Consider the following 14,501-nt stretch of genomic DNA (forward strand, 5'->3'; position numbering starts at 1 on the left):
CCGGCAGGCAGTGCTGAATGGCTTCGGTGTGCCCGTACGCGGGTACGGCGGTGCGCGGATGCGGGGACCGGCCGTCAGGGGTACGGGAAGTGCCTCGGACGCGGTGCGGGTACGCGGAAGGGACCCTGTTTCCGAGGGGTGAAGTAGGGGCGGAGTCGCCCTATCGCATTCGCTTGCTCACGGAAAACGCTCCTCGAGAGACCAGGACCCCTGGTGTCGAGGGATCCGCGCTTGCCGTAGACCTCGCTGCCTACGGCCTGGTCATCACCCGGGGCACCCCGCCACGGAAGGAGGGTTGCCGGACAGCAAGCCGGGGCCAAAACGCTGTCACTCGTGACCTTGGAGAGCATCCTGCCACAGGGTCCTCGGAACGCAAGACCCCGGTCCACGATGTGGACCGGGGCCGTGGCGTGAAAGAACCCGTCCGGGTCAGGCGTTGCTGGCCGCCACCCAGCGCTCCAGCGCGGCCCGGGCGGCGCCCGAGTCGATGGATTCGGCCGCACGGGCCATGCCCGCGGACAGCTCCTCCTCCAGCGAGCCCGTGCCCGGGTCCAGGGCGACCAGGGCAGACGCCGCGTTCAGCAGGACGGCGTCACGCACCGGGCCGGTCTCCCCCGCCAGCAGCCGGCGGGCCACGTCGGCGTTGTAGGAGGGGTCGCCGCCGCGCAGGGCGGAGATGTCGACGGTGTCGATGCCCACGTCGCGCGGGTCGAAGGCGTGCTCGGTGATCCGGCCGTCGCGCACCCACCACACCCGGGAGGTGCCGGTGGTGGTCAGCTCGTCCAGGCCGTCGTCGCCGCGGAAGACGAGGGCGGAGGTGTTCCGCTCGGCGAGCACCCCGGCCATGATCGGGGCCAGCCGGCCGTCCGCGACGCCGACCGCCTGGGCCGTGACCCGGGCCGGGTTGGTGAGCGGGCCGAGGCCGTTGAAGGCGGTGCGGACTCCGAGGTCGCGGCGGGCCGAGGCCGCGTACCGCAGGGCGGGGTGGAAGACGACCGCCGCGCAGAAGGTGATGCCGGCCTCCTCGGCGACCTCCGCCACCCGCTTCGGGGTCAGGCCCAGGTTGACGCCGAGCTTCTCCAGGACGTCCGATGAGCCGCTGGCGGAGGAGGCGGCCCGGTTGCCGTGCTTGACGACCTTCGCGCCCGCGCCGGCGGCGACGATGGCGGACATGGTGGAGATGTTGACGGTCTTGGCGCCGTCGCCGCCGGTGCCGACGATGTCCACGGTCCGCCCGGGCACCTCGATCAGGTTGGCGTGTGCGTACATCGTCCGGACCAGGCCCGTGTACTCCTGCACGGTCTCGCCCTTGGCCCGCAGGGCCACCGCGAAGCCCGCGATCTGCGCGTCGGTGGCCTCGCCGAGCATGATCCGCTCCATGGCCCAGGCCGTGTCGTCGGCCACCAGGTCCCGCCCTTCGAGCAGGGCCTCCAGAATGCCCGGCCAGCTGCGGGCCGCCACGCTGTCGCCGCCTGCCGGGGTCGCAACGTTCATGGTCAGCTCCTGCTGCTCGTCGGGTCTTGCGATGTCGGGGCCCACGTCTGATGGGAAGGATCTCAGCCTATCCAGCCCCGGAGACGGCAATGAGCCCCCGTCCAGACACTGGACGGGGGCTCATGCCGTGGCGACACCAGGATCGACCGGAATCAATCCCTCAAGCGGTAGTGCCGGAGATCAGTGGTGGCCGTGGCCGGACTGGATCTCCTTGTACTCCTCGACGGTGGGCTTCGGAATCTGGTTGCCCTCCGCGTAGAAGCCCTTGCTGAGCTTCGCGCGCAGCTTCTCGCCGCGCGTCACCTTGCGCTCGACACCGTTCTCGTCGACCGTCGGGCCGAGCTCGAGCGGCTTGTACTGCTCGTGCGCGGTGAGCGTGTGCAGCTTGCCCTGCGGGAGCGGCTCGTGGACCTCGACGAACTCACCGTGCGGCAGACGCTTGATGATGCCGGTCTCGCGACCGTGCAGCACCTTGTCGTGGTCCCGGCGCTGGAGGCCGAGGCAGATCCGCTTGGTGGCGATGAAGACGAGGACCGGGACGACGAAGAAGCCGATCCGGACGAACCAGGTGATCGAGTTGATCGACAGGTGGAAGTACTGGGCGAACATGTCGTTGCCGCCGCCGATGAGGAGCACGATGTACTCCGCGATCCAGGCGGCACCGAAGGCCGTACGGGTCGGGACGTTGCGCGGGCGGTCCAGGATGTGGTGCTCGCGCTTGTCGCCGGTGACCCAGGACTCGATGAACGGCCAGACGGCGATCGCGCCGAGGACCAGCGGGAAGAGCAGCAGCGGGATGAACACGCCCAGGACGAGCGTGTGGCCCCACAGGTTGATCTCCCAGCCGGGCATGGCACGGATCAGGCCTTCCGGCATACCCATGTACCAGTCGGGCTGCGCACCGGTGGACACGTGGTCCGGGCGGTACGGGCCCAGCGCCCAGATCGGGTTGATCGAGGCGAGCGCCGCGATGGCCGCGATGACACCGAAGACCAGGAAGAAGAAGCCTCCGGCCTTGGCCATGTAGACCGGCAGCAGCGGCATGCCGACGACGTTGTTGTTCGTCTTGCCGGGGCCCGCGAACTGGGTGTGCTTGTGGTAGAAGACCAGGATCAGGTGGGCCACCAGCAGGCCCATCATGATGCCGGGCAGCAGCAGGATGTGGATCGAGTAGAACCGGGCGACGAAGTCGCCGCCGGGGAACTCGCCGCCGAAGAGGAAGAACGACAGGTACGTGCCGACGATCGGCACGGACAGGATCGCGCCCTCCATGAAGCGGACACCGGTGCCCGAGAGCAGGTCGTCCGGCAGGGAGTAACCGGTGAAGCCGGTGAACATGCCGAGGACCAGCAGCAGGAAGCCGAAGATCCAGTTGATCTCGCGCGGCTTGCGGAACGCGCCGGTGAAGAAGACGCGCATCATGTGCACGACCATGCCGGCGACGAAGATCAGCGCCGACCAGTGGTGGATCTGCCGGATGAGCAGACCGCCGCGGACGTCGAAGCTGATGTCCAGGGTCGAGGCGAAGGCCTCGGACATCTGGACGCCCTGCATCGGCACGTACGAGCCGTGGTACACGACCTCGTTCATGCTCGGGTGGAAGAACAGCGTCAGGTACACACCCGTGAGGATGATGATGATGAAGCTGTAGAGGCAGATCTCACCCAGCATGAAGGACCAGTGGTCCGGGAAGATCTTGCGCATGTTCGCCTTGGCGAGGCTGTAGATGCCCAGGCGGCCGTCCGCCCAGTCGGCTACGCGCTCACCGCGCGGCGCTTTGCGCTCGGTGGTGGTGGCAGTGCTCATCCGCGCTCCCAGAATGCAGGACCGACGGGCTCTTCGAAGTCGCCGAGCGCTTCGAGGAAGCCTTCGTCATTCACGCCGATCCGCAGCTGCGGAAGCGCGTGACCGGCCGGGCCGAAGATGACACGGGCGCCGTCGGAGAGGTCGAAGGTGGACTGGTGGCACGGGCAGAGCACGTGGTGCGTCTGCTGCTCGTACAGGCTGATCGGGCAGCCGACGTGGGTGCAGATCTTCGAGTAGGCCACGATGCCCTCGTGGGACCACTCGAGTTCCTGCTTGTCCTTGATGTCCTCCGGCTTGATCCGGACGAGCATCAGGGCGGCCTTGGCGATCTGGTTCTGGAAGTCGTGCTGGTCCTCCTCCAGGCCCTCGGGCATGGCGAAGGTCAGCGAACCGACCTGAACGTCCTCGGGGCGCAGCGGCTCCATGGTGTTCTGGTTGATGATCAGCTTGCCCTTGGCCCACATGGTCTTGCGGAGCTTGTCCTCGGGCAGCGTGCCCAGGTCGCGCAGCAGGACCACGCCGGAGAGCGGCACGAGGGCCAGCGCACCGAGCAGGGTGTTGCGGATCAGCGGTCGGCGGGCGATGCCGGACTCGTTCGCACCGTCGGCGAAGTCCTGCATGACCTTGGCCTTGACGTCCGCCGGCGCCGCGATCTCGTGGCGGTCGTCGGCGACCTCGACGTCGGACATCAGGGTGCGGGCCCAGTGGACCGCGCCCGCGCCGATGCAGAACAGGGCCACGCCCAGGGTCAGGCCCAGGGCGAAGTTCAGCGCGCTGACCTTGCCGATCGGGAAGACGTAGATGATCTTCTCGACCGGGATGGACACGTACGAGGCGATGAAGCCGACGGTGGCCAGCATCGACAGCGTGAACAGCATCGCGACCGTGCGCTCGGACCGCCTGGCGGCCCGCTCGTCGATGTCCTGGATGCGCGGCTTGTGGACCGGCAGGCCCGGGTCGGCGAACGGGTCGTCCGCGACCGCTACGGCACCGTGGTGCGCGTCGCCCTGCTCGCTCGGCAGGTGCTTGTCTTCGGGAATGTCTTGGCTACTCATGACTTCTTGGCCTTAGCGGTGTGGGCCGCGACCCAGACGGCGACAGCGATCAGCGCACCCAGACCGAAGATCCAGCCGAACAGACCCTCGGAGACGGGGCCGAGGCCACCGAGCTTCAGGCCGCCAGGGCTGACCGACTTCTCGCCGTTCACGTTCTGGAGGTACGCGATGATGTCCTTCTTCTGCTTCTCCGGCATCGTGCTGTCGGGGAAGGAGGGCATGTTCTGCGGGCCGGTGAGCATGGCCTCGTAGATGTGCTTCGGCTCGACGCCCTCGAGGTTCGGGGCGTACTTGCCGTTCGTCAGCGCGCCGCCCTCGCCGGTGAAGTTGTGGCACTGCGCGCAGTTGTTGCGGAACAGCTCGCCACCGGCGGCGATGTCGGCACCGGCCGGGTCGTACTGCTTCTCGGTCGGCGCGATCGGGCCGGCGCCGAGAGAGGCGATGTACGCCGCGAGCTGGTCGATCTGGGCCTGGGAATAGATGTTCCGCTTCTTCGGCACCTGGGCGCCGGGCTGCTGGGCGGGCATGCGGCCCGTGCTCACCTGGAAGTCGACGGCCGCGGAGCCGACGCCGACCAGGCTCGGGCCGTCAGAGGAACCCTGACCGCCGGTTCCGTGGCAGCTTGCGCAGCCCACGGCGTAGAGCTTCTTGCCCTCCTCGATGGCGAGGGACTGGGCGGTTTCATCGGCCTGCGCCTTGCCCGCGGGCGCGAAGGCGGCGTACAGCCCCCCAGTGACCGCCAGCGCGAAGAGTAGAACGACGACCGCCGCCAGCGGATGGCGTCGTCGTGCGGAGAGCTTTTTCACGGATTACCCCGGTGTCAGGATCTTCTGCGTCGGTGTTTCTGGATGGTGAGCCGGGCTCGGGCCCGGCGACGTGTTCGCTACTTGATCAGGTAGATCGTCGCGAAGAGGCCGATCCAGACGACATCGACGAAGTGCCAGTAGTAGGACACGACGATGGCCGACGTGGCCTGTTCGTGGGTGAACCTCTTGGCCGCGTACGTCCGGCCGAGGACCAGCAGGAAGGCGATGAGACCGCCCGTCACGTGCAGACCGTGGAAGCCGGTGGTCAGGTAGAACACCGTGCCGTACGGGTCGGACGAGAGGCTCAGGCCCTCGTGCTTGACCAGCTCGGTGTACTCGAACACCTGGCCGCCAATGAAGATCGCACCCATGACGAACGTGATGATGAACCACGTCCGGAGCTTCTTCACGTCACCGCGCTCGGCGGCGAACACGCCGAGCTGGCAGGTGAGCGAGGAGAGCACCAGGATCGTGGTGTTCGTCGCCGAGAAGGGCAGGTTCAAGGCCTTGGCCTGTTCTGCCCAGTGCTCGGCGCCCATCACGGATCGCAGGGTGAAGTACATCGCGAAGAGGGCCGCGAAGAACATCAGCTCGGAACTCAACCAGATGATGGTTCCGACGCTGACGAGGTTCGGCCGGTTGACCGTCGGGTGCGCGTGCCCGGTATCTACTGTCGTTGCTGTCGCCACGACCGACATTATGTCGGTCGCTTATCCCGCCCTCACCCCGGGGGGTGCCGTTCGGAGTGTCAGGGGGGTGTGCAAGGCCCGAACGGCCCATCAGATCACCCCTGCGCGGCCTCTCCTGCCAGGCTGCCGGAACCGATGTTGACAGGGGGTCGGACGGAGTAGCATCCCGCGCATCATCAGCGTGATTCACGGACACGTGGAGGAACGAAATGCGGGCGACTGCGCGGGTTCTGGTCTACAGCGACGACGCGGGCACCCGGGAGCAGGTGCGGCTGGCGGCCGGGCGCAGGCCGGCCGCGGACCTGCCGCCGGTGGAGTTCCTGGAGTGTGCCACTCTTCCAGCCGTCCTCAAGGAACTGGACGCCGGCGGCATCGACGTGTGCGTGCTGGACGGCGAGGCGGTTCCGGCCGGGGGCATGGGTGTGTGCCGGCAGATCAAGGACGAGATCTTCCGGTGTCCCCCGGTGCTGCTGCTGATGGGGCGCCCCCAGGACGCCTGGCTGGCCACGTGGAGCCGCGCCGACGCGGCCGTCACCCTCCCGGTGGACCCGGTGGAGTTCCCCGAGGCCCTGGCGGCTCTGCTGCGCGCCCGGCTGGCCCCCAACGCGGCCTGAGCGGCCCCTCGGGCCCGTCTGGAGGCCCGGCCCGGCCGGCGGGGAGCCGGCTCGGCCGGCCGGGCCGCAGGGGCCGCAGGGGCCGCGCCAGCGAAGGCGCACGCCCGCCCGGAGCCGGTGCGGACGGCCCCGGGGGCGGGGCCGGCCCCGGTCAGACCGTGGGGCGCAGGCGGGCCTGGTCGACGGGGCTGCGGCCCTCCTGGGTGCCCTTGAGGAGGTAGCTGCCCTCGCGCCACTCCTTCCAGTCCAGGTTCCAGTCGCCGAAGCCGTTGCCGAAGGGCTCCATGTCCTCGCCGATGCTGTTGATCACCCGGACGACGTCGCCCTCGGTGATGTTCTCGTAGAACCAGGCGGCGTTGCCCGTGCTCATGCCGGTGCACCCGTGGCTGACGTTCTCGTAGCCCTGGGAGCCGACCGACCAGGGCGCGGCGTGCACGTACTCGCCGCTCCAGGTCACGCGGGTGGCGTAGTAGACGGGCAGGTTGTAGTACTCGCTGCCGCCGATGCCGACGGTGTCCCCGCGCATCTGGACGAAGTACTGCTTGCCCAGCACCACCTTGACCCCGTTGCGGGTGGAGAAGCCGGGCTTTCCGGTGGTCACCGGAATGGTGTTGATCACTTCTCCGTTGCGCTCGAACGTGAGGGTGTGCGCGGCGGCGTCGGTGGTGACCTCCACGCGGTCGCCGATCTCCAGCTTGAGGGGCTTGGACGCGGATCCGTGGAGGTCGTCCTCGATCTTGACGCCCTCCAGGTTGCTCCGTACGGAGACCCAGGAGTGGGCGGGCCAGTACTCCTTGGGGCGGAAGTGCAGGTTCTTGTCGTCGACCCAGTGCCAGGCGCCCTCGACGGGTTCCGGGGTGTCGATGACCAGGCCCCGTTCGACGAGGGCGCGGGCGGCCTTGTCCTTGACGGGTTCGCTGAGTTCGGCCGTGATGGGCTGTCCGACCCCGTATTTGCCCTCGTCCGGGCCGAATTCGACCTTGAGGACCTTCTTGGCCGGGGTGGTGTCGAAGGCGAGCGTGCGCTGCCCGGGGGCCCCGTGCTGGTCCTCCGTGCTCACCGTGACCGTGTAGTGGACGCCGGCGGCCATGGGAGAGGTGCTGTGCCAGCGGTCCCCCTTGGCGGAGAGTTCGCCCGCCAGGCGGCGTCCGTGGGTGTCCACGGCCGTCACGTCGGTGATACGGGACTTCGTGCCCTTGGCGGTGACCTCGAGGGGTTTGTCGGGGTCGGCGGCGCGGCCGCTGCCGGGTGGCTGGTTGAAGGCCACCTGGTCGCCCGCGTCGTACGGGCGGGCGGACAGCGGGTTGTCTGCGGACCCCCCGCATGCGGTGGCGCCGGCACCGAGGGACGCGACCAGCAGGGAGCAGCCGAGTACCGTCCAAAGACGCGGTGAGTGCTTCATGCGCACAACGCTATGAACATATGACTATTACGTCGCGCGGGGTGACTGCAAACGAGGGGCCCGGACTCCTCCGAAAAGGTGTCCGGGCCCCTCTGCACTGCTTCTGTACCGCCCCTGCAGGGCTGGTACGGCTACCGCCTACTGGTTCTGGTTCTCACCGCGGTAGTACTCGTACACCCAGCCCCACAGGCCGATCAGGATGATCGGGGCCGAGAAGTACATGAGCCACCAGCCGAAGATGACGCCCATGAACGCGAGCGCGCCGCCGATGCCCAGCGAGAGCGGCTGCCAGCTGTGCGGGGAGAAGAACCCCAGCTCGCCCGCCTCGTCGGCGACGTCGGCCTCCAGGTTGTCCTGGGCCATCTCGTCCACGCGCCGGGCCGTGAAGGCCAGGTAGTAGCCGATCATGGCGCTCAGGCCGAAGGCCAGCGCGAGAGCGGTGGTTCCGACCGGCTCCTTGGACCAGACGCCGTAGACGACGGTCATGACCAGGATGAAGACGGAGAGCCAGAGGAACATCTTGCCCTGGATCTTCACTTGCCGGCCTCCTTGCCACCGGTGACGGCCTTCGCCGGGGCGTGGTCCTCGAGGTGGTCGAGGGCCGCGATCTCCGGGTGGTGCAGGTCGAACGCCGGCGATTCACTGCGGATGCGCGGCAGGGTGAGGAAGTTGTGCCGCGGCGGCGGGCAGGAGGTCGCCCACTCGAGCGAACGGCCGTAGCCCCACGGGTCGTCGACCTCGATCTTCTTGCCGTACTTGGCGGTCTTCCAGACGTTGTACATGAACGGCAGGAAGGAGAGGCCGAGGACGAAGGAGCTGATCGTCGAGATCGTGTTCAGCGTGGTGAAGCCGTCGGCGGCGAGGTAGTCCGCGTAGCGGCGCGGCATGCCCTCGGCACCCAGCCAGTGCTGGACCAGGAACGTGCCGTGGAAGCCGATGAACAGCGTCCAGAAGGTGATCTTGCCGAGGCGCTCGTCCAGCATCTTGCCCGTGAACTTCGGCCACCAGAAGTGGAAGCCGGCGAACATCGCGAACACCACGGTGCCGAAGACGACGTAGTGGAAGTGCGCGACGACGAAGTACGAGTCGGAGACGTGGAAGTCCATCGGGGGCGAGGCCAGGATGACGCCGGTCAGACCACCGAAGGTGAAGGTGACCAGGAAGCCGATCGTCCAGAGCATCGGGGTCTCGAAGGACAGCGAGCCCTTCCACATGGTGCCGATCCAGTTGAAGAACTTCACACCGGTCGGGACCGCGATCAGGAAGGTCATGAAGGAGAAGAACGGCAGCAGCACACCGCCGGTGACGTACATGTGGTGGGCCCACACGGTCACCGAGAGGCCGGCGATCGCGATCGTCGCGGCGATCAGGCCGATGTAGCCGAACATCGGCTTGCGGGAGAAGACCGGGATGATCTCGGAGACGATGCCGAAGAACGGTAGCGCGATGATGTACACCTCTGGGTGTCCGAAGAACCAGAAGAGGTGTTGCCACAGCAAGGCGCCGCCGTTGGCCGCGTCGAACACGTGCGCACCGAACTTGCGGTCGGCCTCCAGCGCGAAGAGCGCGGCGGCCAGGACCGGGAAGGCCAGCAGGACCAGGACACCGGTCAGCAGCACGTTCCAGGTGAAGATCGGCATGCGGAACATCGTCATGCCCGGAGCGCGCATGCAGATGATCGTGGTGATGAAGTTGACCGAGCCGAGGATCGTACCGAAGCCGGAGAAGGCCAGACCCATGATCCACATGTCGGCGCCGATGCCCGGCGAGCGGACGGCGTCCGACAGCGGGGAGTAGGCGAACCAGCCGAAGTCGGCCGCACCCGAAGGGGTGACGAAGCCGGCCACCGCGATGGTCGAACCGAAGAGGTACAGCCAGTAGGCGAACATGTTCAGCCGCGGGAACGCCACGTCGGGCGCGCCGATCTGCAGCGGCATGATCCAGTTGGCGAAACCGGCGAACAGCGGGGTCGCGAACATCAGCAGCATGATCGTGCCATGCATGGTGAACGCCTGGTTGAACTGCTCGTTCGACATGATCTGCGTGCCCGGACGGGCCAGCTCGGCGCGCATGAAGAGCGCCAGGATGCCGCCGATCAGGAAGAACACGAACGACGTGACCAGGTACATCGTGCCGATGGTCTTGTGGTCGGTGGTGGTGAGCCACTTGACGACCACGTTGCCCGGCTGCTTGCGCCGTACCGGCAGCTCGTTTTCATACGAGTCGGCGGCGGCACCCTGGGATTCGTTGAGGATGCTCACAGTTTGTTCACTTCCGCATTCCGGGCGGGGTCAGTCTGCTTGATGCCGGCCGGCAGGAAGCCGGTCTGACCCTTCTCCGCCAGCTGCTTCAGGTGGGCCTGGTACTCCGCGGGGGAGACGACCTTCACGTTGAAGAGCATGCGGGAGTGGTCGACGCCGCAGAGCTCGGCACACTTGCCCACGAAGGTGCCTTCCTGGGTCGGGGTGACCTCGAAGACATTGGTGTGACCGGGGATGACGTCCTGCTTGAACAGGAAGGGCACCACCCAGAAGGAGTGGATGACGTCGTTCGACGACAGGATGAAGCGGACCTTCTCGCCCTTGGGCAGGTAGAGGGTCGGCCCCGGGTTGTTGGTGTCCGCGTTCCGGTCGCCGGGGACGCCCTTGTCGTAGACGCCCTCGGCGCCCGCGGGGAATTCCTTGGTGAACCGGTCCGGGAGGGAGGCGAGCTCCTTCGGAACCACACCCGCCTTCGGAGTAGCGGCGTCGCCGTCGACGTTCTCGACGTAGTTGAAGCCCCAGCTCCACTGGAAGCCGATCACGTTGATCGTGTGAGCCGGCTTCGCGGAGAGGGTGAGGAGCTTCGACTCATCACGCGCGGTGAAGTAGAAGAGCACCGAGACGATGATGAGCGGGACCACCGTGTACAGCGCCTCGATGGGCATGTTGTACCGGGTCTGCGCGGGGACCTCGATCTTCGTCCGGCTACGCCGGTGGAAGATGACGCTCCACATGATCAGGCCCCAGACCAGGATGCCCGTGATGAGAGCGGCCGCCCAGGATCCCTGCCACAGGGAGAGGATGCGAGGCGCCTCCTCCGTGACCGGGGTGGGCATACCGAGGCGGGGGAAGCTTTTCCAGTTGTACGAGCAACCAGTGGCGGTCGCCAGGACCACGCCCGCAGTCAGCGCCTGCAGCAGCTTCCGCCGCATCGGGCGCCGCGGCGAGCGGTCGGAGCCGTAGGGACTCACGTAGCGCCTTCCCGAGAGTCTCGGCCCGCGCGGCCGGCCGCGGCCGTGTTCGGGTCGGTCGCCGGCCCTGACGCAGGCAGGGGTTTGGATGTTTATGCGGACCAAACCCTACTGGACGCTATTTGAGGCCGCGCGGGGAGGGTGCCCAACGCGCCGCTACTGCCCCCGAAGGGATGGATCCGCCGTACGGGGGACGGGCCGTCCGGCCCTGAACGGCGGGCTGCGGACGGCATCTGACGGCCCCTGAACCCGGCCCTGACCAGGGCGGCGTCCCGGGACGGGACCCGCCGAGAGGGGCGGGACCCCCTCAACCCCCCTGCCCCCGCCGCCCCTGCCTTACGGTGGCCGGATGCCGTACTTCGACACCGCGTCCGCCGCCCCGCTGCACCCCGTGGCCCGGCAGGCGCTGCAGGCCGCACTGGACGAGGGCTGGGCGGACCCGGCCCGGCTGTACCGGGAAGGGAGGCGGGCCCGGCTGCTGCTGGACGCGGCGCGGGAGGCCGCGGCCGAGGCGGTGGGATGTCGCCCCGACGAGCTCGTGTTCACTCCTTCGGGGACGCACGCGGTTCACGCGGGGGTCGCGGGGGCGCTCGCCGGGCGCCGGCGGGTCGGCGGCCACCTGGTGGTGTCGGCGGTCGAGCACAGCTCCGTTCTCCACGCGGCGCAGGCGCACGCGGCCGCCGGGGGGACGGTGACGGAGGTTCCGGTGGACCGCCTCGGCGCGGTCGCGCCCGACGCGTACGGCTCCGTCCTGTCCTCGACCACGGCTCTGGCGTGCCTCCAGTCGGCCAACCACGAGGTGGGCACGGTCCAGCCGGTGGCGGAGGTGGCCGAACTCTGCGCGGCGGCGGGGGTGCCGCTGCTGGTCGACGCGGCGCAGTCGCTGGGCTGGGGCCCGGTGGAGGGCGCCTGGTCGGTGCTGACGGCCAGTTCCCACAAGTGGGGCGGCCCGCCCGGGGTCGGCCTGCTGGCCGTCCGCAAGGGGGTCCGCTTCGCCCCCCAAGGGCCCGCCGACGAACGGGAGTCGGGCCGCTCCCCCGGCTTCGGCAACCTTCCGGCCGTCGTGGCGGCGGCCGCCTCCCTGCGGGCGGTGCGGGCCGAGGCGGACGCGGAGGCGGCGCGGCTGAGGGTGCTGGTGGACCGGATCCGGCGGCGGGTGGCCCGGCTGGTGCCGGACGTGGAGGTGGCCGGGCACGCGGACCGGCGGCTGCCGCACCTGGTGACGTTCTCCTGCCTGTACGTCGACGGCGAGACCCTGCTGCACGAACTGGACCGCGCGGGCTGGTCGGTCTCCTCGGGCTCCTCGTGCACGAGCTCCACGCTGACCCCGAGTCACGTGCTGCGGGCGATGGGGGTGCTGTCGGAGGGGAACGTACGGGTGTCGCTGCCGCGGGGCACCACGGCCGAGGAGGTCAACGGCTTCCTGGAGGTGCTGCCGCGCGCGGTGGCCGAGGTCCGGGCGAAGCTCGGCGTCCCGGACGCCGCGCCCTCCGCCCCGCCGGTGGCGGAGTCGGTGGAGGTCGACGCCCTCGGGCTGCGCTGCCCGCAGCCGGTGATCGAGCTGGCCCGGGCCATCCTCACCGTTCCCGTCGGCGGGACGGTGACGGTGCTGTCGGACGACGAGGTGGCCCGGCTGGACATCCCGGCGTGGTGCGTGCTGCGGGGGCACGACTACCTGGGCGAGACCCCGCACGGCGAGGCCGTCGCCTACCGGGTCCGCCGGGCGGTCTGACCCCGGGGGCGCTGCGCGGAGCCGTCTCCCGGCCCCGCGCAGCGCCCCCGGGAGCGGCGGCTACGCCTGCAGGTGGGCGCGGACCTCGGCGGCGGCGTCGTCGCCGTACGCCTTCGTGAAGCGCTCCATGAAGTGCGCACGGGCCAGCGTGTACTCCTGGGTGCCCAGGGTCTCGATGACCAGCGTGGCCAGCATGCAGCCCAGCTGCGCGGCCCGCTCCAGGCCGACGCCCCAGCCCAGCCCGGTCAGGAACCCGGCCCGGAACGCGTCGCCGACGCCGGTCGGGTCGACCTTCGCCGTCTCCTCGGGGCAGCCGACCAGGATCGGCTCCTGTCCGGCCCGCTCGATCCGCACGCCCTTGGCGCCCAGCGTGGTGACGCGGGTGCCGACCTTGGCGAGGATCTCCTCGTCGGTCCAGCCGGACTTGCTCTCGATGAGGCCCTTCTCGTACTCGTTCGAGAAGAGGTACGTCGCCCCCTCCATCAGGGTGCGGATGTTGTCGCCGTCCATGCGGGCGATCTGCTGCGAGAAGTCCGCGGCGAAGGGGATCCCGCGGGTGCGGCACTCCTCCGTGTGACGGAGCATCGCCTCGGGGTCGTCGGCGCCGATGAGGACCAGGTCCAGCCCGCCCACCCGGTCGGCGACGGCCTTCAGCTCGATCTGGCGGGCCTCGCTCATCGCGCCCGTGTAGAAGGAGCCGATCTGGTTGTGGTCGGCGTCCGTGGTGCACACGAAGCGCGCGGTGTGCAGCACCTCGGAGATCCGCACGGAGGCCGTGTCCACCCCGTGCCGGTCCAGCCAGGCGCGGTACTCGTCGAAGTCGGAGCCGGCCGCGCCGACGAGGATCGGGCGGCTGCCGAGCTGGCCCATGCCGAAGCAGATGTTCGGGCCGACGCCGCCCCGCCGCACGTCGAGGTTGTCGACGAGGAAGGAGAGGGAGACCGTGTGGAGCTGGTCGGCGACGAACTGGTCGGCGAAGCGGCCCGGGAAGGTCATGAGGTGGTCGGTGGCGATGGAGCCGGTGACTGCGATGCGCACGGCGTGGATGCTCCTGCGGATGACGGCGGGTGACAGTCAAAGTTACCGTTCCGCGCGATGGCGGTCACCATCGGCCGGAACCCTGCGCACCGGCCTGGCCGGATGTCCGCCCCGCCGCCCCGGGGCGGCCCCGTCCCGTGGTCGCGGGACGGGACGGGGCAGCCGCGTGCACGGGGGCTAGGCGGCCGGGTCTCCGAAGCGGACGGAGCGGACCTCAAGGGCGTCCCGGGCCGGCTTGCCGTGGGCCTTCAGCCCCCAGCTGGCGCCCTTGCAGCCGGCGCCGAGGTAGACGGTCACCGGGGTGTCGGTCTCGTTGTGCGGGCCGTAGCCTGGCAGCTCGTCGTCGTCGCCGACGGCGTGGAGGTTGATGCAGTGGCCGCTCTCCGGGTCGTGCAGCGTGACGACCCGCTCCTGGCCGTAGCCGTCGAGGTACTTGTAGTGGAAGTTGCCCTCGGCGGCCTGGGCCGGGCCGGCCATCGACAGGAGAAGGGTGAGGGCGCCGAGGCAGGCGCCCAGGGTGGTGCGCGGCTTCATGGGGGTCCGTTCCTCAGATGATCAAGGATGGTGCGGGCCCGACCCTAGAAGGGGCGTGCGGTGCCGAATCGATCCGCCCGGCCGCGCGTCCCCGCGCGT

13 protein-coding genes and 1 riboswitch are annotated in these 14,501 nt (G+C 69.2%); of the genes, 2 read left to right on the top strand and 11 right to left on the bottom strand.

Going from position 1 to position 14,501, the window contains the following annotated elements:
* Positions 1 to 222 precede the first annotated feature (222 nt).
* A riboswitch (SAM riboswitch) is annotated at positions 223 to 339 on the bottom strand.
* A 90-nt stretch (positions 340 to 429) separates the two neighbouring features.
* The 5 genes from trpD to BX286_RS11360 all read right to left on the bottom strand — a co-directional run bounded on the left by trpD (position 430) and on the right by BX286_RS11360 (position 5,859).
* A complete protein-coding gene (trpD, locus tag BX286_RS11340; protein ID WP_079426260.1) occupies positions 430 to 1,494 on the bottom strand; it encodes an anthranilate phosphoribosyltransferase in 1,065 nt (354 codons plus the stop codon).
* A gap of 180 nt (positions 1,495 to 1,674) precedes the next feature.
* Complete coding sequence (locus BX286_RS11345; RefSeq protein WP_079426263.1) at positions 1,675 to 3,300, bottom strand: cytochrome bc complex cytochrome b subunit; 1,626 nt, start codon at positions 3,298 to 3,300, stop codon at positions 1,675 to 1,677.
* A complete protein-coding gene (locus tag BX286_RS11350; RefSeq protein ID WP_079426265.1) occupies positions 3,297 to 4,355 on the bottom strand; it encodes a ubiquinol-cytochrome c reductase iron-sulfur subunit in 1,059 nt (352 codons plus the stop codon). The genes BX286_RS11345 and BX286_RS11350 overlap by 4 nt, the downstream gene beginning before the upstream one ends.
* Positions 4,352 to 5,161 (bottom strand): c-type cytochrome, encoded by an 810-nt coding sequence (locus tag BX286_RS11355; RefSeq protein ID WP_079426268.1) that lies wholly within the window; start codon positions 5,159 to 5,161, stop codon positions 4,352 to 4,354. Before BX286_RS11355 ends, BX286_RS11350 begins: the two co-directional genes overlap by 4 nt.
* 77 nt (positions 5,162 to 5,238) lie before the next feature.
* Complete coding sequence (locus BX286_RS11360; protein ID WP_079426271.1) at positions 5,239 to 5,859, bottom strand: heme-copper oxidase subunit III; 621 nt, start codon at positions 5,857 to 5,859, stop codon at positions 5,239 to 5,241.
* A gap of 200 nt (positions 5,860 to 6,059) precedes the next feature.
* On the opposite strand from BX286_RS11360, the gene BX286_RS11365 reads away from it, so the two are divergent.
* Positions 6,060 to 6,464 (top strand): hypothetical protein, encoded by a 405-nt coding sequence (locus tag BX286_RS11365; RefSeq protein ID WP_079426275.1) that lies wholly within the window; start codon positions 6,060 to 6,062, stop codon positions 6,462 to 6,464.
* A gap of 151 nt (positions 6,465 to 6,615) precedes the next feature.
* Here BX286_RS11365 and BX286_RS11370 read toward each other — a convergent pair whose 3' ends face one another.
* The 4 genes from BX286_RS11370 to coxB all read right to left on the bottom strand — a co-directional run bounded on the left by BX286_RS11370 (position 6,616) and on the right by coxB (position 11,098).
* A complete protein-coding gene (locus BX286_RS11370; protein ID WP_100863781.1) occupies positions 6,616 to 7,866 on the bottom strand; it encodes an Ig-like domain-containing protein in 1,251 nt (416 codons plus the stop codon).
* A 138-nt stretch (positions 7,867 to 8,004) separates the two neighbouring features.
* Complete coding sequence (locus tag BX286_RS11375; RefSeq protein ID WP_079426281.1) at positions 8,005 to 8,403, bottom strand: cytochrome c oxidase subunit 4; 399 nt, start codon at positions 8,401 to 8,403, stop codon at positions 8,005 to 8,007.
* Entirely contained in the window at positions 8,400 to 10,127 is a 1,728-nt protein-coding gene (gene ctaD / locus BX286_RS11380) for a cytochrome c oxidase subunit I (RefSeq protein WP_042813652.1), read from the bottom strand. The genes BX286_RS11375 and ctaD overlap by 4 nt, the downstream gene beginning before the upstream one ends.
* Complete coding sequence (gene coxB / locus BX286_RS11385; protein WP_079426284.1) at positions 10,124 to 11,098, bottom strand: cytochrome c oxidase subunit II; 975 nt, start codon at positions 11,096 to 11,098, stop codon at positions 10,124 to 10,126. The genes ctaD and coxB overlap by 4 nt, the downstream gene beginning before the upstream one ends.
* A 349-nt stretch (positions 11,099 to 11,447) precedes the next feature.
* Here coxB and BX286_RS11390 point away from each other — a divergent pair, with 349 nt between their 5' ends.
* The gene (locus tag BX286_RS11390) at positions 11,448 to 12,830 is read left to right on the top strand and encodes a cysteine desulfurase/sulfurtransferase TusA family protein (RefSeq protein WP_100863779.1); all 1,383 of its coding nucleotides are present in this window, start codon (positions 11,448 to 11,450) and stop codon (positions 12,828 to 12,830) included.
* Between the two features lie 60 nt (positions 12,831 to 12,890).
* Here the strand turns inward: BX286_RS11390 and BX286_RS11395 are convergent, their stop codons facing one another.
* Together BX286_RS11395 and BX286_RS11400 are read right to left on the bottom strand one after the other, a co-directional pair.
* Positions 12,891 to 13,868: a carbohydrate kinase family protein gene (locus BX286_RS11395; RefSeq protein WP_079426289.1), complete on the bottom strand. Its 978-nt coding sequence runs from the start codon at positions 13,866 to 13,868 to the stop codon at positions 12,891 to 12,893.
* Positions 13,869 to 14,045: 177 nt separating this feature from the next.
* Complete coding sequence (locus BX286_RS11400) at positions 14,046 to 14,402, bottom strand: hypothetical protein (protein ID WP_121014929.1); 357 nt, start codon at positions 14,400 to 14,402, stop codon at positions 14,046 to 14,048.
* Between the last annotated feature and the right edge of the window lie 99 nt (positions 14,403 to 14,501).

Origin of the sequence: Streptomyces sp. 3211.6 (genome assembly GCF_003634815.1) — a bacterium.
GTDB lineage: Bacteria > Actinomycetota > Actinomycetes > Streptomycetales > Streptomycetaceae > Streptomyces > Streptomyces katrae_A.

What these genes read in the sequence shown, in the direction of transcription:
- trpD (WP_079426260.1), bottom strand. Translation starts at nt 1,494, where the DNA reads ATGAACGTTGCGACCCCGGCAGGCGGCGACAGCGTGGCGGCCCGCAGC.
- BX286_RS11345 (WP_079426263.1), bottom strand. Translation starts at nt 3,300, where the DNA reads ATGAGCACTGCCACCACCACCGAGCGCAAAGCGCCGCGCGGTGAGCGC.
- BX286_RS11350 (WP_079426265.1), bottom strand. Translation starts at nt 4,355, where the DNA reads ATGAGTAGCCAAGACATTCCCGAAGACAAGCACCTGCCGAGCGAGCAG.
- BX286_RS11360 (WP_079426271.1), bottom strand. Translation starts at nt 5,859, where the DNA reads ATGTCGGTCGTGGCGACAGCAACGACAGTAGATACCGGGCACGCGCAC.
- BX286_RS11365 (WP_079426275.1), top strand. Translation starts at nt 6,060, where the DNA reads ATGCGGGCGACTGCGCGGGTTCTGGTCTACAGCGACGACGCGGGCACC.
- BX286_RS11370 (WP_100863781.1), bottom strand. Translation starts at nt 7,866, where the DNA reads ATGAAGCACTCACCGCGTCTTTGGACGGTACTCGGCTGCTCCCTGCTG.
- BX286_RS11390 (WP_100863779.1), top strand. Translation starts at nt 11,448, where the DNA reads ATGCCGTACTTCGACACCGCGTCCGCCGCCCCGCTGCACCCCGTGGCC.
- BX286_RS11400 (WP_121014929.1), bottom strand. Translation starts at nt 14,402, where the DNA reads ATGAAGCCGCGCACCACCCTGGGCGCCTGCCTCGGCGCCCTCACCCTT.